Annotated in this window: 17 protein-coding genes; 9 read left to right on the top strand and 8 right to left on the bottom strand. The window is 62.5% G+C overall.

Annotated features, from left to right (window positions below; translation table 11 throughout):
* Positions 1-2,514: 2,514 nt before the first annotated feature.
* The 5 genes from trxA to ACIQLI_RS13610 all read right to left on the bottom strand — a co-directional run bounded on the left by trxA (position 2,515) and on the right by ACIQLI_RS13610 (position 8,475).
* Positions 2,515-2,841 (bottom strand): thioredoxin, encoded by a 327-nt coding sequence (gene trxA, locus ACIQLI_RS13630; protein ID WP_354231490.1) that lies wholly within the window; start codon positions 2,839-2,841, stop codon positions 2,515-2,517.
* A 35-nt stretch (positions 2,842-2,876) separates the two neighbouring features.
* A complete protein-coding gene (gene trxB / locus ACIQLI_RS13625) occupies positions 2,877-3,833 on the bottom strand; it encodes a thioredoxin-disulfide reductase (RefSeq protein ID WP_400389255.1) in 957 nt (318 codons plus the stop codon).
* A 228-nt stretch (positions 3,834-4,061) separates the two neighbouring features.
* Positions 4,062-5,792 carry an ABC transporter substrate-binding protein gene (locus ACIQLI_RS13620; RefSeq protein WP_400389252.1) on the bottom strand — a complete coding sequence of 577 codons (1,731 nt, stop codon included), beginning with the start codon at positions 5,790-5,792 and terminating at the stop codon, positions 4,062-4,064.
* A 140-nt stretch (positions 5,793-5,932) separates the two neighbouring features.
* Positions 5,933-7,945, bottom strand: a complete 2,013-nt coding sequence (gene murJ / locus ACIQLI_RS13615; protein WP_400389249.1) for a murein biosynthesis integral membrane protein MurJ — start codon at positions 7,943-7,945, stop codon at positions 5,933-5,935.
* 26 nt (positions 7,946-7,971) lie between these two features.
* A complete protein-coding gene (locus tag ACIQLI_RS13610) occupies positions 7,972-8,475 on the bottom strand; it encodes an NUDIX hydrolase (protein WP_026005276.1) in 504 nt (167 codons plus the stop codon).
* Between the two features lie 196 nt (positions 8,476-8,671).
* Here ACIQLI_RS13610 and ACIQLI_RS13605 point away from each other — a divergent pair, with 196 nt between their 5' ends.
* From ACIQLI_RS13605 to ACIQLI_RS13585, 5 genes are all read left to right on the top strand, one after another.
* Positions 8,672-10,141, top strand: a complete 1,470-nt coding sequence (locus tag ACIQLI_RS13605) for a CCA tRNA nucleotidyltransferase (RefSeq protein WP_400389246.1) — start codon at positions 8,672-8,674, stop codon at positions 10,139-10,141.
* Entirely contained in the window at positions 10,138-10,719 is a 582-nt protein-coding gene (locus ACIQLI_RS13600) for a histidine phosphatase family protein (RefSeq protein WP_089597061.1), read from the top strand. The genes ACIQLI_RS13605 and ACIQLI_RS13600 overlap by 4 nt, the downstream gene beginning before the upstream one ends.
* 606 nt (positions 10,720-11,325) lie before the next feature.
* Positions 11,326-11,466 carry a hypothetical protein gene (locus ACIQLI_RS13595; RefSeq protein WP_181151794.1) on the top strand — a complete coding sequence of 47 codons (141 nt, stop codon included), beginning with the start codon at positions 11,326-11,328 and terminating at the stop codon, positions 11,464-11,466.
* A gap of 163 nt (positions 11,467-11,629) precedes the next feature.
* Positions 11,630-13,126: a glycosyltransferase family 87 protein gene (locus tag ACIQLI_RS13590; protein ID WP_400389242.1), complete on the top strand. Its 1,497-nt coding sequence runs from the start codon at positions 11,630-11,632 to the stop codon at positions 13,124-13,126.
* 6 nt (positions 13,127-13,132) lie between these two features.
* Complete coding sequence (locus ACIQLI_RS13585; protein WP_400389239.1) at positions 13,133-14,578, top strand: phytoene desaturase family protein; 1,446 nt, start codon at positions 13,133-13,135, stop codon at positions 14,576-14,578.
* Between the two features lie 6 nt (positions 14,579-14,584).
* Here ACIQLI_RS13585 and ACIQLI_RS13580 read toward each other — a convergent pair whose 3' ends face one another.
* On the bottom strand, positions 14,585-15,190 hold the full coding sequence (locus ACIQLI_RS13580) for an NAD(P)-dependent oxidoreductase (RefSeq protein WP_400389236.1): 606 nt from the start codon (positions 15,188-15,190) through the stop codon (positions 14,585-14,587).
* A gap of 83 nt (positions 15,191-15,273) precedes the next feature.
* On the opposite strand from ACIQLI_RS13580, the gene ACIQLI_RS13575 reads away from it, so the two are divergent.
* Entirely contained in the window at positions 15,274-15,672 is a 399-nt protein-coding gene (locus ACIQLI_RS13575; RefSeq protein WP_400389233.1) for a winged helix-turn-helix transcriptional regulator, read from the top strand.
* Between the two features lie 7 nt (positions 15,673-15,679).
* Here ACIQLI_RS13575 and ACIQLI_RS13570 read toward each other — a convergent pair whose 3' ends face one another.
* Entirely contained in the window at positions 15,680-16,381 is a 702-nt protein-coding gene (locus ACIQLI_RS13570) for an ABC transporter ATP-binding protein (protein ID WP_400389230.1), read from the bottom strand.
* A 24-nt stretch (positions 16,382-16,405) separates the two neighbouring features.
* On the bottom strand, positions 16,406-17,485 hold the full coding sequence (locus tag ACIQLI_RS13565) for an ABC transporter permease (RefSeq protein ID WP_400389227.1): 1,080 nt from the start codon (positions 17,483-17,485) through the stop codon (positions 16,406-16,408).
* A gap of 195 nt (positions 17,486-17,680) precedes the next feature.
* On the opposite strand from ACIQLI_RS13565, the gene ACIQLI_RS13560 reads away from it, so the two are divergent.
* From ACIQLI_RS13560 to ACIQLI_RS13550, 3 genes are all read left to right on the top strand, one after another.
* Complete coding sequence (locus tag ACIQLI_RS13560; protein WP_400389224.1) at positions 17,681-18,958, top strand: sensor histidine kinase; 1,278 nt, start codon at positions 17,681-17,683, stop codon at positions 18,956-18,958.
* A complete protein-coding gene (locus tag ACIQLI_RS13555; protein WP_400389220.1) occupies positions 18,955-19,611 on the top strand; it encodes a response regulator in 657 nt (218 codons plus the stop codon). The genes ACIQLI_RS13560 and ACIQLI_RS13555 overlap by 4 nt, the downstream gene beginning before the upstream one ends.
* A 128-nt stretch (positions 19,612-19,739) precedes the next feature.
* Complete coding sequence (locus ACIQLI_RS13550; protein WP_400389217.1) at positions 19,740-23,591, top strand: NPCBM/NEW2 domain-containing protein; 3,852 nt, start codon at positions 19,740-19,742, stop codon at positions 23,589-23,591.
* Positions 23,592-23,640 lie beyond the last annotated feature (49 nt).

Genomic DNA, 23,640 nt, shown 5'->3' with positions numbered 1-23,640 from the left:
CCTTCCCGCAGTACGGGGATAGTCTTCATCCTGCAAGGAAGGGTACGTGGGAACCGGCCTGTGTCTTTGCACGTTTCACGTGAAACATTTTCCTCGTGGGGGTCGATCTAGTTGTTGTGTGGTGCAACTCAGTATCCTTTCAGGGATTGGTGTGACTCGAGATGATGTCACGTCCTTTTGTCGCATCGATGTCGGCACCGCAGGTCTGATCGGACTCATCCTGAGTCGTCAAGCGAACAGGACTGAATTACCGTGCAAACACTGTCCTTCGATTTGTGACGGCATTTGCTTAGAGGGGTTCCCGTGATTGGCCGGAGATTGGCCGACGATCGGGCGTTCTGATGTGGTCGCTCAGTCTCAAGGTGGCACTGCTTTCAGCCTTGACGGACAACCCCGGCCCGCCGGTCTTTGCCGGTGTAATTGCGTCAGAACACAGGCAACCATTTCCTGGTCCTGCCGGATAGCCGGCACGAGAGATACTGACGAACTTCCCGATTCCCGGGCGCCGAATCATCCATGAGTCGGCGCCCTTCTCGGACTCTGCAGCATACCCAGCACGTATCCGAACAGGAGAACATCCGCGCGTACCCGGTCAACGTCAACTAGGCGCTCAGAATGGTGCCTCGTTGTAGCGCACTCCGGAGCGCCTTTCACGGGATGGCTGCATGTGTTTCACGTGAAACACATGCTGGATCGAAGCACCTTGCTCCAACAAGATGCTTCCTCGAAGAGGCGTTTGTTTCGACAAGGTGTGTATCTGCCGATCGCCTTGCGACTCGTGCTTGTCTCTTCGGGACGTGGTCTAAGCATGCACGCGCCCCTTTTCATAGTTGGGAGCTACTGCACTACGGCTCCGTCGTGGCCATGTCTTTCGCTCCCCCCAAGTCCTGTTGAATCTAGTCCTCCCTGCAGACTGGTAGCTTTCTGGATGCTCATTTGTCTCTTGTGCTTCAAGTTTCATAAGCCCTAACCCCCTGATAAATGTTGCGGATCCGTGCCTCAACTGGTTCAAAGCAGGCGTCTGAAGCTTCTGAGGTGTTGCATCCTCTCGGGTGCCAAGTGTCCCTGGTCCTGATTTTGGAGGCCCCGTAAGGCGCATAGAGTGCCCGATAGGGTCGTTCCCAGGTGTTCGATATGCGTGGAGCCGACTCCTTTACGCAGAATGCCGTCCTGGTGATCCTAGAAGGTATGTATCATGGGTGATCCGCGCGCCTCTGAAGTTACTGGCACATTCCCCCCGGATAGATGGGCTCATGTGCCACGGCTCTGGCCTTCAGGTGACGGCAAAAGTTCAGAAGTGCTCGTGGAAGAGCCTACGATCGCTGCTTGCGGTGGAGCGCCCTCCATTGTGGCGACACTTCGTCACTGTTCACCACCCAGGTTTCTTGTATCTGGACAAACCTATTTCCGGTTACACGGCAACTGTCCACGCCTTTCAAACGGGTATGTTTCACGTGAAACGGGTGTTGGGGCAAGCGGCTACCTATCCAGGATCGACAAGTCGCGTTACGTTTCACGTGAAACTCCGGGGATCAAGTGGCTTCCTCCACTTGCGAAGAGAGCTGGCAACCATTCGCCTGAACCGAGTGCTTCACTGCTCGCCAGAGTCACGCCACTCGGCCGACGATCCGGAATGGGCTCTGTAGTTACTTCCGATTGAACCCGGAAGTAGGCAAGCAGGATTCCGATGGAGAAACTTGTACCGTCTGCGTTGAGTACCTCCGTGAACGATAGGCGCCCATGGGAAGCTCCAACGGATGGCATCACAACAAATCATGTGGTGGCGATCTGTGCTCCGGTTACCTTGATGCAGGAAGGAGACGATCCCACGCCCACGTCGCTTGTGGTGCCATTGACCGCTGTACCTGACAAGACGCGCTTGTTGCCAGCAGATGCACTCCCCAGCGTCGTGGTACTTGCAAGCAGTTCTAGGCACCATGAGGCCCCGGACAGAGTGGTCCACCTCAAGTTGGTTTATCCAAGGACTAAAGTTCTCCCAGGCATCGCGATCACCGTGCCGATCCATCATTCCGGGCGGGAGTGCTCACACGCCGATCGGCGGCCCGAGGAAGGCACCAAATGGACTTGCGGCTAACTCTCTTTGAAGCCATCTATTTCTAGAGCGTCCGTCGGCCCTATTCCGTTTGGGGTCAAGGCACGGACGGACGTCCTCCCCCAGGACTTCAGTTCAGACACCGAGGTCAGTAACCACAGTTCCCGACTTCCCCGGTTGGCAGGCACACATGAGAGAGGGATTGGTTCAAGGGGGTGGGAGGTGAGAGAGGGATTGGTTCAAGGTGGTGGGAGGTGAGAGAGGGTCTACGTTTGGCCTACCCCAGGTAGGGAGAACTGAAATGCACCATCAGACCGGATTACGTGCCCGCTACGGCAACCATCGATAGAAAAGTAAACCTAAACGGTTCATTACGTGGAAAACGACAAAAAGCCGGCGGCTCCCGCTCCGCGTGGAGCAGCAGCCGCCGGCTTTTGCTGAATCAGGGTGAGGAATTGACCCTAGGACAGGACGTCCGCGAATTCCTTCTCGAAGAACTGCTTCGGCTTGGCGCCGATGACTGTGCTCTTCACTTCTCCCCCGCTGAACAGGTACACGGCCGGGATGGACGTGATGCCGTACTCGGCGGCGATGGAGGGGTTGTCGTCGACGTTGAGCTTCACAACATCAACTTTGTCGCTGTACTCCACGGAGATCTCGTCAAGGATGGGTCCGAGCTTGCGGCAAGGGCCACACCACTCTGCCCAGAAGTCCACGATGACCGGCTTCTCGGAAGCCAGGACATCAGTGCTGAAGCTTGCGTCAGTTACGTCTTTTGCGTTGCTCATAACTTTTTCCCTTCGTATGGTTGCTTGGATGCAGCTTAGGAGTGCAAGTCTGCGAGGTAGTGTTCAACATCGAGGGCCGCTACACAACCGGAGCCCGAAGCCGTGATGGCCTGGCGGTAGGTGGGGTCGATGACGTCGCCAGCGGCGAAGACACCCTTGATGTTGGTCCGGGAGCTGCGGCCTTCCACAGCGATGGTTCCCTCGGGCGTCAGATCAACTTTGCCCTTGATGAGCTCCGTGCGGGGATCGTTGCCGATAGCGACGAAGACGCCGGTGACTGCGAGCTCGGACTCGGTGCCATCCACGAGGTTCTTCAGTTTCAGGCCAGTGACCTTGTCTTCACCCAGAACGTCCTCAACGGCGGTGTTCCACACGAAGTTGATCTTCTCGTGGGCCTGCGCGCGATCGCCCATGATCTTTGAAGCCTTGAGCGTATCGCGTCGGTGAACCACTGTGACGGATTTTGCGAACTTGGTCAGGAACAGTGCTTCTTCCATGGCGGAGTCGCCACCACCGATCACGGCGATGTCCTGATCCTTGAAGAAGAAACCGTCGCAGGTTGCACACCAGCTGACACCGTGGCCTGAGAGGCGCTTTTCGTTCGCCAAGCCGAGCTCACGGTAGGCCGAACCAGTGGACAGGATGATGGCCTTCGCCTGGAAGGTCTCCCCCGTACCGATGGTCACAGTCTTGATGTCGCCGTCGAGGTCCAATTCGGTGACGTCCTCGAACTGGATTTCGGTACCGAAACGTGCGGCCTGCTTTTCGAAGTTCTCCATGAGGTCCGGGCCCATGATGCCGTCGGGGAAGCCCGGGTAGTTTTCCACGTCTGTGGTGTTCATGAGTTCGCCACCAGCGGTGACGGAACCGGCAATGAGCAGAGGCTTCATGTTGGCGCGGGCGGTGTAAACAGCGGCTGTGTAGCCGGCGGGGCCTGAACCTACGATGATGACGTCACGCACCTGCGATGCGCTGTTTTCTGCAATGCTCACGTGGCGTGAACCTCTTCCTTAGTCGATGCTGCGGCTTTCGGGGCAGCCACCTGACTCAACCCCGGTTGCACCCCAAATATTCCGTTGGAGATGGGGACCCTGAAAGCCACCATTGTTAAGGGTACCGTCTGCACGCATGCTGAGAATAAGTGGTGACGCCACTGGAGATAGAAGTAAAGGCCGTTCTGACGAGTCACAACGGCCTCTACTTCTACCAGGTTGGGGGGGCTACTGGACGGTGACCTCTGCCAGGCGCAGGCCGAATCCGAAACGGGTCTTCGGTGCAGCCAGCTTGGGCAGGGCCTTGATGTCCACAATGACGTACTGGGTCTGCGTCGGCGCTGCCAGGGGCATGGTCAGTTCCGGGGACGTGAAGCTGTTGGTGCCCACCAGCTTGGCTCCGTCCATGGCAGGGCGGTCGTTGGTGTAAACGCTGATGTTGCCGCCGGATCCACCCAACTGGTTCAGCACGATGGACTTGACCTCGGTCTTTTCCTTGAGCTCAATTACCAGGGGCATGTTGGTGACGAGTCCGCCCCAATCGGCCGTGGCAAATTCCATGTCTGACCAGTAGCTTGCGGCGTTGCCGTCGAAGGCCCTTGCCAGGTCTTTGTCGTACGTGGCCGCGAAGGGGAAATCGCCGAGGCGGGAAATTCCCTCGATGGCGGGCGGTGTGGCCGGCGGCGCCGTCTCTGAAGGCGTTGGCTCCTCAGACTGCGTGGTGCTGGTCTGGGGAGCTGGGGTGCTCTGTGTGGCTGCAGGCGCACCGCTGGGAAGGAGGCTTCCCAGGTTGGTGACGGCGAGGACAAGTCCCACGATCAATACGGCAGCAAGCAATCCGCCGACGAGCCAACGGAGGGAACGTGGCTCCTTCTCCGGAGCCTCGTCCTCGTACACTTCCTCGTCGTCGTAGTCTTCCTGCACAGCGGCCGACGCCGGGAAGCTGGAGGGGGCGCGATCGTAACCGGAGTCTGAGGTACCTCGTGCAGCGGCTGCGGCACCACCGGCAGCGCCAGCCGAGGCGCCGCCAGCAGCACCTCCGGCAAAGCCATAGTCCTCTTCGGACCACAGCGAAACCTTGGGTTCGGCCGGTTCGCGCGTGGGTGCCGGCTGAGCATTGACGGCTTGTGTTGGTGGCTGTGTTGGAGGCTGCGCCGGGGCTGCCGGCGGAGCCTGGGGAGGTGCCGGCTGGGATGTCACGGCCTGCGTTGGCGGCTGAGCCGATGCACCCGCCCCCGAAGGACCAGCAGCGGAGGCGCCAGCAGCGCCAGCACCCGCGGCAGTGCCAGTGGCACCACTGCCGGCGGCAGCACCGGCGTCGTGGTTCTTGTTTCCCGAGTTCTTCCACGCGGCCAAACCGGCAGCACCAGCGCCGGCGGCGGCAGCAGCGAGCTTGCCGGCGATGCCGCTCTTGGACGACGACGGGCTGGAAGCAGGCTTCGGCGGCACGTTGCTGTCCTGGGAGGCGGCGGCAGGATCGGCATCGCCCTCGTTGGGAATGGGGTAGCCGTTTTCGTCGTACTGGATGTACTCGGCGTCGTGTTCGTCGTCTTCGTACAGGCCGTCGTACGTCTCCGGCTCATAGGTCCGGGGCTGGCCGAAGATCTCGCTTCCGAGTGTCTCCGTGAAGAACGGCTCGATGTACGGCGGGTTGGTCGCTACCACCAGGTCCAGCAAATCAGGTGCGCTGCTGTGGTTGGTAATGAGGTAGGTGGTGTTGTCGCTGACGCCGAGGTCCAGGATCTGGACATGGCCGGGGCGCTCCCCCGTGGCGACTTCGCGGGCGCTCTGGGCAACCTGCTCAGCGTTTCCGGGGCCAGCGACAAGGATGCTCACGGGACGGTTGAGGACCTGGTCCACGCCGTCGAGCACCTGATCTTGGTCATGCGAGGTCAACACATTGGCTGTGACCTTGTAGCGGCCGCCAAGTACTGATCCGACGTCGATCGGGTGGGACACGTGTTCCTCCTAGGCTGTCGGGAGTTGCGGGCCCTGCACGCGGCCGGCCCGGCGAGCCGGTTCAACCGCTTTTGCAACTACCTGTATTCATTTTCTAGCCTAGCCGATTGATGCCCTGCGCCCACGTTGGCGCCACCGGCTCACTTCCGGCGGTTTCCGCGGGTTGGGAAGTAAGGATTGTGCCCGGCATCGCCCTGGTAGGTGCGTCGGCCTGGCAACGGGACCTGCGGGCGGAACCTGCTGCCCCGGGCCGTGCCGGGGGCGTCCTCTTCAGGGAGATAGGTTTTTGGGGCGTCCGGAACGTCAGGGGTGGGCTGGGGAGCAACGCGTTCCACCGCTGGGCCGGCACGGTAGGACGCGGCGTCGAACTCGCCCGAGATGCGCGGAATCAAACCGGTATCGTCCGAAACCGTGGCGCGTGCCGCCGTCGTGGGTTCCACAACGGCGCCGGTAACCGGTGCGGGGGCGCCGCGTCCGAAGCGTCCCATGAGCGGCCGCAGGAGGTCGCGGAGTTCAGTGACATGGAAGACGCGGAGCAGGACCAGGTAGGCGAGCAGCATGACGGGCCCGACGACGGCCACCGTCACCAGGGCGGCCGGGCGGCTGCTCCACGCGAAACCGTCGGCCCGGTAGCTGCCCAGCAGCCAGAGGGCGCCGGCACCCGCAAGCGCGGAACCGAGGCCGGCGTAGCCCATGCGGATGTAGGAATTGGCGATGCGCGGACCGTCGAGGTGCCCCAGCATCCGGCGCAGGAACATCACGCTGATCACCACGGAGAGAATATTGCCCAACGTGTACAGGATGGCGATCGCGTAAATGATCTGCCCGACGGGGAGGAACTGGATGAAGAACGCGCCCACCACGTAGATCACGGCCAGCCACAACTGGACGTACAGGGGGGTGCGGGCGTCCTCATTGGCGTAGAACACGCGGGACATCATGAAGTTGGCACTCAGGAACGGGGTGCTGAGGGCCAGGATGGTGAGCGTTTGGGCCAGCATGACGCCGTCCTGTGGCTTGCCTCCGGAGAAGAACATGCCCAACGGACCAGCCAACGCGAACAAGGCCAGGGCGCCGAAGACGGTGGCCACGGCCATGGTGCGCAGGCCGTGGGACAGGGCGTCACGAAGTTCGGCCTTGTTGCCGTCCTGCGATGCTCGCGTCATGCGGTTAAAGAGGACGGTGGCCAAGGACAACGCGATGATCGAGTGCGGCAGCAGGTACAGCTGGCTCGCGACTTCCAGGACCGCGTTGCCGGGCAGGACAGCCGCTGCGGCCTTGTCTCCGGCGTTGTCCAGGCGGAGCCGCTCGGCGCCGGGAATGGTGGCGATCCTCATGACATAAAGGAACGCCAACTGCCCGACGGCGGCAGTCGCCAGGGTCCAGACGCTCAGCTTGGCTGCCTGGCCCAGTCCAACACCGCGCCAACCGAAGCGGGGACGCAGGCCGAGGCGCAGCCGGAAGACCGGAATGAGGAGAATGGCGGTCTGGGCGATCACGCCAAAGGTGGAGAACCCTGCGATCAGGAACGTCTGCGTGGGGCCCCAATTGTCCAACGTGTGCGGGTTGGTGAGGTTGGAACCGAGGATCCAGATGAACATGCCCAAACCGGCAATGGCCACCAGGTTGTTAAGGATCGGGGCCCACATGGCAGGCCCGAATGCCCCAAGGGCGTTCAGCACCTGGGTGAGGAGGGCGTAGAGCCCGTAGAAGAAGATTTGAGGCAGGCACCAGAACGCGAACGTTACTGCGAGGGCCTTTTGTTGCTCGGAGTAGCCCTGGGTGGTGAGGTCGATGACCAGCGGCGCCGCCAGAGTCACCAACGCCGTCAACGCCAAAAGGACCAGCACCGCCAGGGTCAAGAGGCGGCTGATGTAGTCCGCGCCGCGGTCCGGTGCCTTGCTGGCTTTGATGATCTGCGGAACCAGGACGGCATTGAAGACGCCGCCGGCAACCAACAGGAAGATCAGGTTGGGCAGGTTGTTGGCGTTGATAAAGGTGTCATTGACCGTGGAACCCAGGCCGAGCGCTGCGCCCAGCATCCAGGTTTTGGCGAAGCCAAGGAACCGGGATACCAGCGTCCCTGCAGCCATGATGGCGCTGGAACGGGCTTCTCCGGACTGAACGGACTGGGTGGTTTTGGCTTCAGACATCGCCTTTATCGTCCCACGTACCCGGCTCAGAGGTGTTCCGGCAGCACTTCCCGTGCCAGGTCGGCGATGCGGCGTTCGTTCGGAAAGGACAGTTTGCGTGCCAGTTCCTGGATGGGAACCCACGCCGCGTCCACGGCTTCCTGATCGGGATCGTTCTCGATGGTCAGTTCGCCACCCGTCGCCCGGAGCAGGAAATGGTGCACTGTTTTGTGAACCCGGTGGCCGCTCACAGTGAACCAGTAATCGATGCTGCCCAAGGGCGCCAGGATGCTGCCTTCGATGCCGGTTTCCTCGGCAATCTCACGGACAGCAGCTTCCTCGTTGTTCTCGCGGCCTTCCGGGTGGCCCTTGGGAAGGCACCACTCCAGCCGGCCACCCCTATTAAGGCGGGCAATAATCGCAACCCGGAGTTCGCCGTCGGACGTGTCTACGACAACGCCGCCCGCTGACACTTCCTCCACAGTGGGAAGCGAGGCCTGGACCGGGTGCTGCTGGGCAGGCGCGACGTGCGCGCCGATTGCCGACGGCAACGGTGCGTTTGTCCTCCTGCCAGGAGCGCTCGGGATCGGGTTGGCCATGAGGTCCACTCTAACGACTCTTGCCCTCGAGTGATGACCGGGACATGGCCACAAGATGGACTGCGGGAGATGCTCCATGGACACATGCCTGATTTCGCATGGAACAGTGGCCCAATGCCGGGCAAAAATCTGCCAAGCTTAAGGAACTATGGCGCACGTATTGGACAGCTCTTCAGTTAACTTCACCATCGATCCGGTGGTGCTCGATCTCGGGCAGCGCTTTGTCGATGCCGGCTTTGAGCTGTCCTTGGTGGGTGGACCTGTGCGCGACCTCTTCCTGGGGAGGACATCCCCGGACCTCGACTTCACCACCGACGCCACGCCGGACCAGACCATCGCCGTCATCAAGAAGTGGGCGGACAACTTTTGGGAAATCGGGCGCGCCTTCGGCACCATCGGGATGAAGAAGAGCGGCTTCCAGATCGAAATCACCACCTACCGCGCGGAGGCTTACGACCCCGATTCACGCAAGCCGGTGGTGGCTTTCGGCAACTCGCTGACCGACGACCTGCTGCGCCGGGACTTCACCATCAACGCCATGGCGTTGCGGCTGCCCAGCCTGGAGCTCGTGGATCCGTTCGGCGGCGTCCGCGACCTCCACGCCTCCGAGCTAGCCACGCCCGGCGCGCCGGAGTCGTCCTTCTCCGACGATCCCCTGCGCATGATGCGTGCGGCCCGGTTCGCGTCCCAGCTGGGCGTGTCGGTTCACGACGACGTCCGGCTCGCGATGTCGCAAATGGCAGACCGCATCAAGATCATCTCCGCAGAGCGTGTCCGGGAAGAGCTGGTGAAGCTCATTAATGGAGCGCACCCCCGCGTGGGCATCGACCTCCTGGTGGACACGGGGCTCGCTGAGTTTGTGCTTCCCGAGGTTTCGGCGCTGCGCCTCGAAGCCGATGAGCACCACCGCCACAAGGACGTGTACCAGCACTCGCTGCAGGTACTGGAGCAGGCCGCTGCCCTGGAAACGGGACCTGACGGTCCGGTGCCCGGCCCGGACTTCGTGCTGAGGTTCGCTGCGCTAATGCACGACGTCGGCAAGCCGGCTACGCGTCGTTTTGAGCCGGGCGGCGCGGTTAGCTTCCGCCATCACGATGTTGTGGGGTCCAAGCTCACGGCGAAGAGAATGAAGGCACTGCGTTTCGACAACGAGTCGATCAAAGCAGTGTCCCGCCTGGTGGAACTCCACATGCGCTTCTACGGCTACGGCGATTCGGGCTGGAGCGATTCGGCAGTCCGCCGCTACGTGACCGACGCCGGTCCCCTGCTGGAGCGCCTGCACCGCCTCACACGGTCCGACGTCACCACGCGTAACCAGCGCAAGGCCGACCGCTTGTCCTTCGCCTACGATGACCTTGAGCAACGCATCAGGACGCTCTTGGAGCAGGAGTCGCTTGCGGCTGTGCGGCCCGACCTCGACGGAGCGCAGATCATGGCACTCCTGGGGCTCAAGCCCGGTCCCGTGGTGGGCAGGGCCTACAAGTTCCTTCTCGAAGAACGCATGGAACACGGACCACTGTCCCCCGAGGAAGCCGAGCAGAAGCTTTTGGCTTGGTGGGAAGCGCAACCCGAGTCCGCCGTCGTCGAGCCTTTGACCGAAACTGAGGAGCCTTCATGAACGCTGCGACTTCCCCACGTCCGCAACTCTGGATCCTTCGCCATGGCGAGACGGAATGGTCCAAGAGCGGCCAGTACACCGGCCTGACGGACCTTCCCCTCACTGTCGAGGGAGAGCAGCAGGCGGTAGAGGCCCGCAAGGTCCTGGAAGGCATCGACTTCGACCTCGTCCTGACCTCGCCGCTGCGCCGTGCCCGCCGCACCGCGGAACTGGCCGGCTATCCGGAAGCCGTGCATGAGCCGCTGGCGGTCGAATGGAACTACGGCGACTACGAAGGCATCAGCTCGGACCTCATCCGCAAGGACAACCCGGACTACCTCATCTGGACCGATGGTGTGCCCAACGGTGAAACCCTGGACGAAGTAGCTGCCCGGGCCGACAAGATCATTGGACGCGTCCTGGAATCCGGAATGGACAATGTCCTGGTGGTGGCACACGGGCATTTCTCCAGGATCCTCACCGCGCGATGGCTGGAAATGGATGCCCGGGAAGGCCGGCACTTCATTCTCGGAACGGCGAAAGTCTGCACTCTCGGGTGGGATAAGCGGACGCCCGCAATTGTGCGTTGGGGTCTCTAGAACACGAATTTAGAAAACTTTTGGCGAATTAGCCATTTGTGCTGGTCAAATCCCCAGTTCATGGGGTAGCTTATATCTTGTTCCCAGAGCGACCCGCCGGGAACCAGGCGCGCATTCTCCGATCAGTCAGTCGGGTGAATGCCACAGCAGGCTGTAACGGCCGGAAAAGGAGGTTGGGAAAAATGATTACTTTGACTAGCGGACGGAAGTTGACCGTCACTGCTACCCCGGCCTCTGCTGATGATCGACGCCATTTTTGCTCTCTGACCCACTCCTGAACCATCCGGACCGGCCCTGATGCCGGCGGAGTTTCATGGTCGGCCACTCTGTGGTTGGCCTTCTGAGTAGTCAGCTGTAGGCGCGGACCCACGCAGCATGCCGCGGGTGCGCAGTTTCCCCAAAGTTCGGAACCAGCTTCTTGTTGGGTCGACTGCCGGAAGCACGCGCAATTGTGCACGACGATTCGGGTTTCCCTGATTCGGTCCGCTTTTATCCCCTTATTAGCCTCGGCTTTTTATGCCCTTTTGCGCCATGAATTCTTTGAGTTCATATGGCTCTAATTGCTGTGCCTAAATTCCGATGATTTACCTTGGAAGGAGGTGAACCATGCGAAAACGCCCAGAAGACATGCGCTTCTTCAAGAGCACCAATGCTCCCAAGGACCGCACCCTGTTCAACGGCCAACTGTTGGACCAGCGCCGTGAAGACGTCTACGTTGTCCTGCACCAGATGGGACTCATCCGCTGATGTCCTTCAACCGTCCATAAGGAGTTCAGGTGCCACACCTTCATGCTGAACCTCAAGGAGCCCACGCGGCTACGCGTGGGCTCCCCCCTTTTAACGGCGTTGGTGCGGGATGAGGTTTGCCGCGCGTGATGCTGCAGCCAAGGCGTGACTGTAAGCTCGATCCATGCAGGAGACGAAGCCGCACCGGCAGCAAAAACGTGCCCGCTTTGTGGTTCCCAGCCGCAGCGACTCCCTGCTTCGGAACTTCACGGAGCTCATTGGCGGGCCCTTGGGAAAGCACTCGTCTCCAGGAAAGCTCTCCTCCGGGCCGTACACCGTTGAACGGGTCCTCATCGTCCTGACCGTGGTGGCCGCGCTGCTTGCAGTTCTCGCCAAGGAGTACTGCCGCGTCAATGGGTGGCAAACGCCCGGGCAGTTTTACGCCACCTGCTACTCCGACTTCCCCGAGCTCTTCAAGAACCGCGGCCTCGGCGATGGCATCTTCCCTTTCTTCACGCAAGGCAGCCTGTTCGAGTACCCCGTCCTCATGGGAATCATCGCCGGTATCACCGCCTTGATGGTCCCTGGCCAAGGGGTGGGCAGTGAACGCATCCTGGGCTACTTCGACATCAACGCAACGTTGATCGTGGCCGTCTGGATGATCACCGTGCTGCTAACGGCACGAATCAACAAACGTCGTCCGTGGGATGCCGCCATGGTAGCCGTCGCTCCCGGGATCATCCTTGCCGGCTTCATCAACTGGGATATGTGGGCCGTCGGTCTGCTGGCCTTGGGAATGTACTTCTTCTCACGGGACAAACTGATGCTGGCCGGAGTGTTCATCGGCCTGGGCACAGCCACCAAGCTCTACCCCGTCCTCATCCTCGGCGCCGTACTGGTCCTGGCGCTGCGCAGCGGGAAACTGCGGACGTTCTTCGTCACCGCCGGGGCCGCCTTGGTTGCGTGGCTCGCAGTGAACCTGCCGATCGCCGCGATGAATCCCTCCGGCTGGCGCTACTTCTTTGAATTCACGCAGGAACGCCCGGCTGGGTACAGCTCTCCGTGGTTTGCTTACAACCTGGTGGCCGACCGGGTCCAGTGGACGCAAATGAATGCGGCCACCATCAACTCGCTGGCGCTGTACCTGTTCATCCTGGCGTGCGCACTCATTGGGGCCCTGGCGTTGTGTGCCCCGCGACGGCCCCGGATCGCCCAACTCGTGTTCCTCATAGTTGCTGCGTTCATCCTCACCAACAAGGTCTACTCACCACAATTTGTCATCTGGCTCATCCCGCTCCTTGCTCTGGCCAGGCCGCGCTGGCGCGACTTCCTTATCTGGCAGGCAGCCGAGGGGCTGCACTGGGCTGCCATTTGGATGTACTTGGGCCAGGCAACCAGTGGCGGCTCCGTCCAGCACAACATCGACATGTCCTACTACGTGCTGGCAGTCGGCCTGCACATGGCGGTGACCGCCTACCTCATGGCCCGAGTGGTCATGGATATCTGGGCTCCGGCACAGGACCCTTTGCGCGTCCATGGCGAGGACGATCCTCACGGAGGACCCTTTGACGGTGCCCCGGATTGGCTCAGGATAGACCTCTTCCGTCCCGCGCAGTCTTTGTTGCCCTGGAGCTCTGCCCACCGAGCCGCCGAACACCAGCAGTCCAGCGAGCGGAGGTAACCGGCAATGGGTGATGTCGCCGTCGTCGGAGCCGGTCCCAATGGTCTGGCCGCCGCAGTGGTCATGGCGCGCGCCGGCCTGGACGTCCGCTTGTACGAGGCCGCCGACGCAATCGGTGGCGGCTCGCGTACCAGCGAACTCCTGGAACCGGGCTACCTCTACGATGTCTGCTCCGCTGTCCATCCCATGGCTCTGGCATCACCGTTCTTCCGGGCCTTCGAGCTTTCCCGGCGGATAGACCTGCGGGTGCCCGAAGTCCAGCACGGCACTCCCTTGGACACGGGCGGCGCGGCGCTGGCGTATCAGTCGCTGGAGCGGACGGTCCTGGAACTGGGCGTGGACGGTGAGGCGTACCGGCGCCTTCTGGGGCCTTTGGTGGAGCGGGTCAACGGAGTGGTGGACTTTACCTCCAACCAGCTGTTGCGTGTACCGAAAGACCCCGTGGCGGCCGTCCTGTTCGGCCTTGCCACCCTTGAGCAGGGGACGCCGCTGTGGAGCCGCCGTTTCCGGGAAGATGCGGCTCCGGCGCTGTTGACGGGAGTCATGTCGCACGCCCTCGGCTCGCAGCCCTCCCTCAGTTCCACCGGCGCGGGCCTGCTCCTCAGCGTGCTGGCCCACGCGGAAGGCTGGGCCATTCCCGTCGGGGGTTCCATGTCCATCGCGAAAGCCATGGCAGAGGACCTGACAGACCACGGCGGGACCATCCACGTGGGTGAACGCGTCGATTCGCTGGATCAGGTCCGGCCCGCAAAGGCCATCCTGCTGGACGTCGCTCCGCCCACCCTGGCGAGGCTCGGCGGAGCTGAAGTGCCCGACCGGTACCGGCGTGCACTTGAAGCATTCCGATTCGGGAATGCAGCATGCAAAGTGGATTTCATCCTGTCAGGACCGGTTCCGTGGCTGGATTCTGGACTGGCGAAGGCAGGAACGGTCCATGTGGGTGGTTCGCGGCTTGCCATGGCCGAATCCGAGAACCTGGTGGACATGGGCAAGCATCCCACCGAGCCGTACGTCCTGGTGTCCCAGCCATCAGTGGTGGACGCCACCCGGGCACCGGAGGGCCGCCAGGTCCTTTGGTCCTATTGCCATGTACCTGCCCATTCCACAGTGGACATGGCTGAGGCAGTCACGGCGCGGATTGAGCAGTACGCTCCAGGCTTCCGGGACGTCGTGGTCGCTTCACAAACTACGACGGCGGCAGAATTGGCTGCGTATAACGAGAACTATGTCGGGGGCGACTTCAGCGCCGGGCTCCTGGATCTGCGCGGCCTGGTGCAGCGGCCTGTGGTGTCCAACGTGCCGTGGAGGACGCCGATGCCGGGTGTTTATTTGTGTTCATCGTCCACGCCGCCTGGGCCGGGTGTGACAGGAATGCCCGGGTACCACGCAGCGAAACATGCCCTCAAGGACATCTTTGGTGTGCGGGTACCCGGGCTGGGCCTGGGGCTTTAGCCCGGGCTAGTTGGCGGCCGTGAAACGGGCGCGTCGATGTGCCGGGGTTTCGATCTCGTCCAGCATGGCTACGGCGTAGTCCTGCGATGAGATGCTGCTGCCGGCAGGGGAATCCTTGGCCACGGTGTACTCCCCGGTGCGTTCGCCCGGCTGGATGACCGGAGCGGGGGCGAGGACGGTCCAGTCAACCGATTCAGGGGTCTGCTTGACGGCGTCGAGGGCCTTCGCTGCAGTGGTGGCTTCAGCTTTGTAGGCCTCCGGGAAGTCCGGGGAATCGAGCAGGCGGACACCATCGATTTCCAGGGTGCCGGCACCGCCGACGATCATGAGGCGCGTTCCTTCGGCGTTGCTGTAGGCGGTAGCCATGGCATCGAGCCATTCGCCGTGGTCGCCGCCGGTGCGGCTGGGGCCCGTAGCCAGCACAACGACGTCGTGCTCCTTCGCGATGGAGGCGAACGCCTGGCCGTCAGCCAGATCCGCTGCTTGGGCGGCAGCGCCGGGTACTTCTGCGCCCTTGCGGGAGATGGCTGTAACCTCATGGCCGCGGGTGATGGACTCATGGACGATCTGGCTGCCGACCATGCCCGTTGCGCCGTAGACTGCGATTTTCATTGCTCTCCTTGGGGTTGGTATCCTTGCAATAAGACAACGGTATCCATTGGATACTGATAGCTTCAAAGGAACTGAGTTACCTCGTGGATACTAATGACCTTCCCGGCAACGTCCTGGACCCCAACTGTCCGTCGCGGGTGGTTTTCCAGCGCATCGGAGACAAGTGGGCCTCATTGGTGATTCAGGTACTTGGCGACGGGCCGGTCCGTTTTTCGGAACTGCGCAAAATGGTGAACGTCGTAACTCCGAAGGTCCTGACGCAAACCCTGCGCGCCCTGGAGCGCGACGGCCTGATTACACGGACCGTCTACGCGCAGGTACCACCACGGGTTGAGTACGAGCTGACGGCCTTGGGCGAGTCCCTGCTGCAGCCGCTGACCATGTTGCGCCACTGGGCCGAGAGCCATGTGCCCACCATCCTCGAAGCCCGCGACGCCTATGACGACGCCCAGGACGAAGCCCTCCTCCGTTCACCCAACTGACTGCTAGCTAGTTGGGCTGCGCGGTGGGAATCAGCGCGGGGCTGATCCGTCCGTCGCGCATGGTGGAGACTGCATCCGTGAGGGGCAGGAATTCGGTGTCGTGCGTGACCATGACAGTGGCCGTGGAGAATTCATCCGTCACCTGCCGCAGCAGCCGGACGATTGACTCGCTGCGTTCATGGTCCAGCGCCGCCGTTGGTTCGTCCACCAGCAGGACGGTGGGGTTTCCCATGAGCGCCCGGGCAATGTTCACCCGCTGACGCTGTCCCCCTGACAACTGATGGGGCCTTTTGTGCGCCGCTGCGGACAGGCCCACAACCTCCAGCAGCCCTTCGGCCGTGCGGCGGGCTTGCTTCAGCGGATTACCCCGCAAGTGCTCGCGGATCAGCAACTGCTCGACGGCGGTCAGCGAGGGAAGCAGGTTGGGTTGCTGGAAGATGATCCCCACCTTGTCCCGGCGCAGCGCTGTGCGTTCAGCCTCCTTGAGGGCGGAGACGTCCTGTCCATCGATCATTACCAGCCCGGCGGTGGGTTTGACCAGAGTGGCCGCCACGGCGAGCAAAGACGATTTTCCCGATCCGGAAGGCCCCACCAGGGAGAGGAATTCGCTCGGACGAACGGTGAGGTTGACGCCGTCGAGGGCCTTTAAGACGGAACCACCATCCGGGTATTCAAGCGAGACGTTGACGAGATTCAATGCGGTATTCACTGTGTATGCCTTTCAGGAAATGTATTAGTTGCCACCGAGGGCAAGGAGCGGATCAACGGAGGTGACTTTCCGGACCGCCAGAACCGCGCCGGCCAACCCCAGCACCACGATTCCCACCACGGGGACCAGGGTTGTCAGGGGAGTGATGAGGAAGGGAGCAGCCTGCGCGGCGAAGACTCCCCCGGTCAGGCCAAGGGCACCGCCCACGGCGGCGCCAGCCAGCAGCACTATGGCGGCTTGGGCCAGGGCATCGCGCAAAACGTATCCCGAGGACGCGCCCAAAGCCTTAAGCACGGCGATATCGCGGGTCCGCTGCACGGTCCAGACCGTCAGGAAGGCAACGATGACCAGCGCGGAGATGCCGTAAAGAAATGCCTGCATCAGCATGAGTGAGCCGTTTTCGCTCTTATACGAGGAAAGTGCCTGGAACGAACCCACGGGATCCGTGCTCACCGTGCCGGCCGCCGCGTTGGCGGCGTCGAGGTCCAAGGAGGTCCCGGCGTCGTGCGTTACGGCGAGAACCGTAGCGGTACCGGGTGCCGCATGCGCGATGGCCCGCCAGGACTCAAGGGTCGTCCAGATGACGCCGGTGTGCGAGTACCACTGGTCCTCCACAACGTCGGCCACGGCCAACTCCGTGCCGCCAACGCTGACACGGCTGCCGGGGGTCAGGGACAGATCCTTGGCCAGGGACCCGCCAATGATGACGGTCCCGTCCTTCACAGTGGCCGGTGCGGGCCCACCCCCAAAGACCGCAACGTTCGCAGTGCCGCCAGGGGCGCCTGCACTGTCCAAGGACTGGAACCGGGTTTGGCTGATTCCCAGTGCTTGCGCCGAAGTGACGCCCGGCTGTTCCCGCCAGGCCTCGAGCTGGGTCGTGGAGACCTCCGACTCGGTGTATGACGCCTTCGGCTCACCGCCGGAGGGAGCGCCAAACACGATCTGCTGCACGGGCAGCGCCGCAATGGCCGACGTGGACTGGTTGCCCAGGCCTGCCGTCAGCCCGGACAGCATGACGAGGAGCAAGGTGATCAGGGCGACCACACTGCCCATGAGCGCGAAGCGGCCCTTGGCAAACCGGATGTCGCGGATGGCGAGAAACATCAGAATCCTTTGCTTGATTGCGGGCTTGATCCCGGCCCTTACAACGATTCCAACGATGGTTCCCCGGCACATCGGGAGCCGGATGGATCGGACGGCGCCGTGGGGTTGGCACGACGATCATCCGAATGGTTGATTCAGCCGCAGGGACGCCGAATCCGGGGCCTGCGGGGAGTCGCCGGGGCTACGCTGGGAGGCATGCAGTCCACCGGCACCGCCACCATCCTCCGCGTGCTGCGTGTGTGCCTGCACGTCGGTTTCGCGGTGCTGCTGCTGGTGGCGGTTGTTCGCTTGCTGACCGGAGTTGGAACGGCCGGGGTGCCATCGCCAGTGGCCGTGGCGGCGGGGCTGGGGTTATCTGCCTTGCTGGCCCTGGTGTATCTGGCCGGCACAATCCTGGAGAAGCGCCACGCCGGCGATGCCTCCCGCTTCAACCCCACGCCGTATGCGCGGTGGTGGTTGGCCGCGGTGATGCTGCTCTGGTTGCTGCTCCTGCTGGTCAGTGGGGACTTTGCCTGGGTGGCCTTCCCACTGTTCTTCCTGCTGCTTCACCTGCTCCCCCGGCGGCTTGCCCTCCCTGCCATTGCGCTGAGCACGGCGCTGCTGGTGGGTGCTTTGTGGTTCCACAGCCGGGGATCGGCAGGCGGCGGATTGCAGCTGGCCATGGTTCTGGGGCCGGTGTTCGGGGCCGTCTTCGCGGTGGTCACCGGGCTGGCCTACCGGGCGTTGTTCCTGGAAGCTGAGAACCAGCGAACCGTTGCCGACGATCTCCGGCGGACGCGCGCTGAACTCGCGCAAACCCAGCACGACGCCGGCATGCTGGCTGAGCGTGAACGGCTGGCCCGCGAGATACACGACACCCTGGCCCAGGGATTTTCCAGCATCATCCTGATGGGCAGGTCTGCGGAGAAAGCCCTTGATGAGGGGGATCCGCAGGCGGCCAAGGAGCGGTTGAGGATTGTCCAGGACACGGCGTCCACCAATCTCGCGGAAGCACGGAGTTTTGTCCGGGGCCTGCGGTCGCCCGATCTGGAACAGTCCGGCCTGGTGGACACCCTGCGCAGGCTCTGCGTGAAGACAGAGACCGAAGCTGCTGCCAGGGGGACCGCCCTGCGATGCCGGTTCCAGCTGGTGGGGACGCCCGTTGAGCTTCCGAATACGTACCAGACCACCCTGCTCCGGGCCGCCCAGGCTTCCCTCGCGAACGTGTGGGCGCACGCCCACGCACGTGCCGCCGTCGTGACCCTGTCCTTTCTGGGCACTGAGGTGACTTTGGACGTTTTCGACGACGGCGTCGGTTTTGAGCCGTCGACGGCGGCCGGTACAGCGCGTGATGACGGCACCGGCGTCGGACTCAAGAGTTTGCGTGAGCGGCTGGCCGCATTGGAAGGCAGCCTGGAGATTGAATCGGCGCCTGGCGAAGGAACCGTGGTGGCCGTTCGTGTGCCGCTGGCGGCGGATGATGGTGTGTCATGAGCGAAATTCGCGTCTTGTTGGTGGACGACCATCCCGTCGTGAGGGCGGGCCTCCGCGCCATGCTGGCGGACTTTCCGGGCGTCACGGTAGTTGCTGAAGCGTCCGACGGCGATGCGGCGCTGGCTGAGTTGGGCAAGCTCCACGCACTCGGTGAGCCGGTGGACCTGGTGCTGATGGACCTGCAGATGGGCAGTGGCATGGACGGGGTCACGGCCACCGGGAAAATCAAGGCGGGTGAGGCCGGAACTCCCCCGCCGCCAGTGCTGATTCTGACCACGTACGACACCGATGCCGACATCCTTGCGGCAGTCGAAGCGGGTGCAAGCGGCTACATGCTCAAGGACGCTCCGCCCGAGCAGATCCGGCATGCTGTGCTGTCTGCGGCCGCCGGTCAGACTGCGCTGGCACCTGAGGTTGCTGCACGTCTTATGGGCCGCATCCGGAATCCTGCCCCGGCGTTGAGCGCCCGCGAAGTCCAATTGCTGGAGCTGCTCGCCACGGGGATGAGCAACAGGGCCATGGCCAAGCAACTCTTCATTTCCGAGGCCACCGTGAAGACACATCTGGTGCACATCTACTCGAAGCTCGGAGTGGATAACCGCACAGCAGCCATCGCCGTGGCAACGCAGCGCAGGATCATCCGCGGACACTGACTCCCTACCTGGTTGGGGAGGTCAATTTTGGTGAAACGGTTGACCTTTGAGCTTTTTGCGGTGACGATTAGTGCACGTTTCGCTATGAGTTAGATCACAAAAAGTCACTCGTCGAAAGTTGGCCCCCCATGTCCGCACCCTCCTTGGGTCTGTCCGGAGCTGTCCCCAACAGCTCCGGACGCACCATAAAAGGTTCGTTAGCCAGGAAGGCCGCTTCACTCGGCCTCGCCTCATTACTCCTCGCGGGAGCCATTCCCGCACTGTCCTTCGCGGCTGCTGCGAATGCCGCTCCCGGCGATCCCGCGGCCATTAAAACCGTCACCCCCGAAGTACCTGTCGACGCCGCCGGAGTACCTCTCGGCGCGGTGACGGGCTTTACCCAGGCCGGCAACGTCGTAGACCTTTCCACCGAAAAGGGCGCCATCCGCTTCACGTTCCTGGACGACGGCAACTTCCGTGTGGAAGCTGACCCCAGCGGAAAGTTCTCGGACCCCGCCAACACGGACCAAGGTGACCCGGCCCGGACCGCCAACATCGTGGTGGGCAAGGACAAGTTCCCGGGCGTCACGCCTACTGTCACAGACGGTGACTGGCTGGTCCTGAAGACGGCGAAGATCAATGTGGAGATCAACAAGGCCACTACCCAACTTCGCGTCGTCCGCTCTGACGGTTCACTGGTCCTTGAAGAATCCGCACCCATCACGTTCGGCGCCAACTCCGCCACCCAGCACCTCGCCCAGCAGGAGGGGGAGCAGTTCATCGGCGGCGGCATGCAGAACGGCCGTTCCGTGCACACCGGCGCCCTGATCAACATCGCCAAGAACTTTGACTGGGACGACGACGGCTACCCCAACGCCGTGCCGTACTACATGTCCTCCAACGGCTATGGCGTCCTGCGCGACACCTTTGCCCGGGGCTCCTACAACTTCGGCGGCCAGCCCACCACCACGCATGAGGAAAAGCGCTTTGACGCCTACTACTTTGTGGGCGACTACAAGCAGGCGTTAGGTGCCTACACCACGCTGACCGGCAAGCCGATGATGCCTCCGGTCTACGCTCTGGAATATGGAGATGCTGACTGCTACAACCGCTCCAATCCGGGCTATTCCTCCTCCGGCTACGGCGATCCCGACGGCGCCAAGCAGCGCACCCCGGACGCCATCAAGACCGCGCGGAAGTTCGTTGAGAACGACATGCCCGCAGGCTGGATGCTGGTCAACGACGGCTACGGCTGCGAGTACCAGCAACTCCCGGAAACCGTCAGCAACATCGAGGACGAAACCGACCTCAAAGTTGGTCTGTGGACCCAGCGCTCCCTGACCAACCAGGAGTACGAAGTGGGCGAAGCCGGGGTTCGGCTCCGCAAGCTCGACGTCGCCTGGGTGGGCCAGGGCTACCGCCAAGCGCTCACCGGGTGCGAAGCTGCGCACGGCGGAATCGAGCAATACTCCAACGCCCGCGGCACCTCGCTGATGGTTGAAGGCTGGGCCGGCTCCCAGCGTTGCGGAATGCAGTGGACGGGTGACCATTCAGGAAACCTCGACGCCGTCCGCTGGCAGGTCTCCGCCCTCACCGGTGCCGGAAACTCGGGGCTGGCGTTCACCACGGGCGACGTTGATGGCATCTTCGGCGGATCCGCCGAGTCCTATGTGCGTGACCTTCAGTGGAAGGCCTTTGCCCCTGCGCTCTACTCCATGTCCGGCTGGGCTGCTACGGACAAGCGTCCGTGGCTCTACGGCGACGAGGCCACGGCCATCAACCGCCAGTACCTGCAGCTCCGCCAGCAGTTGATGCCCTTCATCTACACGCTGGCCCAGGAATCCTCCACCACGGGCGTTTCGATGATGCGCTCCATGGCCCTTGAGTTCCCTGACCAGCAGTGGTCCTACGGTGCCGAGGCCAACAACCAGTTCATGCTCGGTTCCGATTTCCTGGTGGCTCCGGTCTTTACCCAGACCGATGTCCGCAACGGCATCTTCCTTCCCGAAGGCCGGCAGTGGGTGGATTACTGGACGGGCAAGCTCTACCAGGGCGGCCAGATCCTCAACGGCTACAACGCGCCGTTGGATAAGCTTCCGGTCTTCGTTCGCGCAGGAGCGGTGATCCCGCAAGGCATCGTGGCCCGGAATGCTTCCTTGGTTCCCGAAGATTCCATGATCACGTTGGATGTCTACGCCAAGGGCCAGGACACGTTCACCCTTTACGAGGACGATAAGGTCACCCGCGAATTCAAGGACGGGAAATCTTCCAGCCAGGTCTTCACCGTGGATGCTCCCGGCACGGGCAACAGCAGCGTGAAGGTCTCCATCGGAGAGCGGAAGGGCGACTACACCGGCAAGGCAGCGGCCCGCCCCTACGAGCTCAAGGTTCACGCAGGCGCAGCACCCAAGGATGTGAAGATCGGCGGCACCAAGCTCGCCCAGCACGCGACCCAGGCCGCCTATGCTGCAGCAACCACGGGCTGGTACTTCGATGAAGCCAACAACGGCACCATCTGGGTGAAAACGGGCTCACTTGCCTCCAACCAGTCGGCCACCGTGCAGCTTCAGCAGGCCGGACCGCTGGGCGGCAAGAGCCAGGAAGACACTGCCGCTGAAGTTCGGGTGACCACCGGCGGGCAGGTCTTCCAGGATCAGGAAACCTCTGTCACTGCGGCGTTCGTGAACACCGGAACCAAGGCCAAGAGCAACGTGGTCCTGACACCGGTTCTGCCGGAAGGCTGGACCGTGCTCTCATCCAACGGAGCAACCGCAGCCAAGGTCGACGGCGGTGCCACAACCACGGCAACCTTCATCATCAAACCCGGGTCCAGCGCCAAGGCGGGCCAACAGACCGTGCGGGTGTCGGCGTCGTACGCTGCTTCTGACTCCAGCGCGCAAACGGTGTCGGGCGGCAACCAGATCTACGTCGCCTACGGTTCCCTGGCTGCCGCGTACAACACCGTTTCGGTGACCACCGTGGCCGGCAAGGCCCTCGGAAACTTCGACGGCGGAGGGGCCACCTTCGCTGCCGGGCAGCTGGCTGCCGCTACGGTTCCTGCGGGCGGCGTCCGGCCGGGGAGCACGGTAACGGTGGATGCCGGAAAGCCGACACAGGTGGACTACACCTGGCCTTCCGTAGGACCGGACGTACCAAACTCCGTTGCGCTCTCTGCCCAGACAATCGCTGTTACGGGCAAGGGAACCCACTTGGCCGTCCTCGGGTCTGCCGCGGTGGGCAACGGCACCAGCCCCACCCTGACCCTGACATATGCCGATGGGAGCATAGAAAAACAATCCATCTTCTTCCCCAACTGGCTGCAGCCGTCCGTCCTTAACGGGGCTGTCCTGGCGGTGTCCGAACAGGGTCGGAACAACGCCAATGGTCCATCACCGGAGTACACGCAATACAAGTATCAGGCGTTCTCCAACACCGTCCGGTTGAACCCCACCAAGGAGCTGGCATCCGTCACGTTGCCGGCAGACACCCGGGTGAAGTTCTTCGACTGGAAGGTGACCTCACAGCCCTTGCCGGATGTTCCGGTGGGCTCCGTTTACGCCTCCGAAACTCCGTGGGTCCAGGCCTTGAACGGTTACGGCGTGATCGGCAAGAACGTGGCCAACAAGGACTCGGCATCGTCCCCGGACAAGCCGCTGGCCATCAATTACACGGACCCTGCAACAGGACAGCAGCCCGTATTCACCAAGGGTCTTGGGGTCCACGCTGCCTCGAAGATCACGTATTACCTGGGCGGCAAATGCACCTCGTTTACCTCCCAGGTAGGGCTTGAGAGCGGCTTCGGTGGCAACATCATCTTCAAGGTCAATGCCGACGGCGTGAACAAGTACCAGTCGCGCACCTACACCCCCGGGTTCGCTCCGGAATCGGTAACTGTTGACCTGACAGGCGTGGCGTACGTGGAACTGGTGGTGGACCCGTCCGGCTCCATCAACGGCGCGCACGGGGTCTGGGGTGATGCCAAGTTCACCTGCGCTCCGTAGTTTGCGGTTCCAGGCAGCCGTCGCTTGCCGCCCTTTCCCGGGGCTGGCA

Origin of the sequence: Paenarthrobacter sp. NPDC091669 (assembly GCF_044756725.1) — a bacterium.
GTDB classification, from domain to species: Bacteria; Actinomycetota; Actinomycetes; order Actinomycetales; family Micrococcaceae; genus Arthrobacter; species Arthrobacter bambusae_C.
The sequence above is the reverse complement of the archived record's forward strand: the minus strand, read 5'-3'. Positions and strand labels throughout refer to the sequence as shown.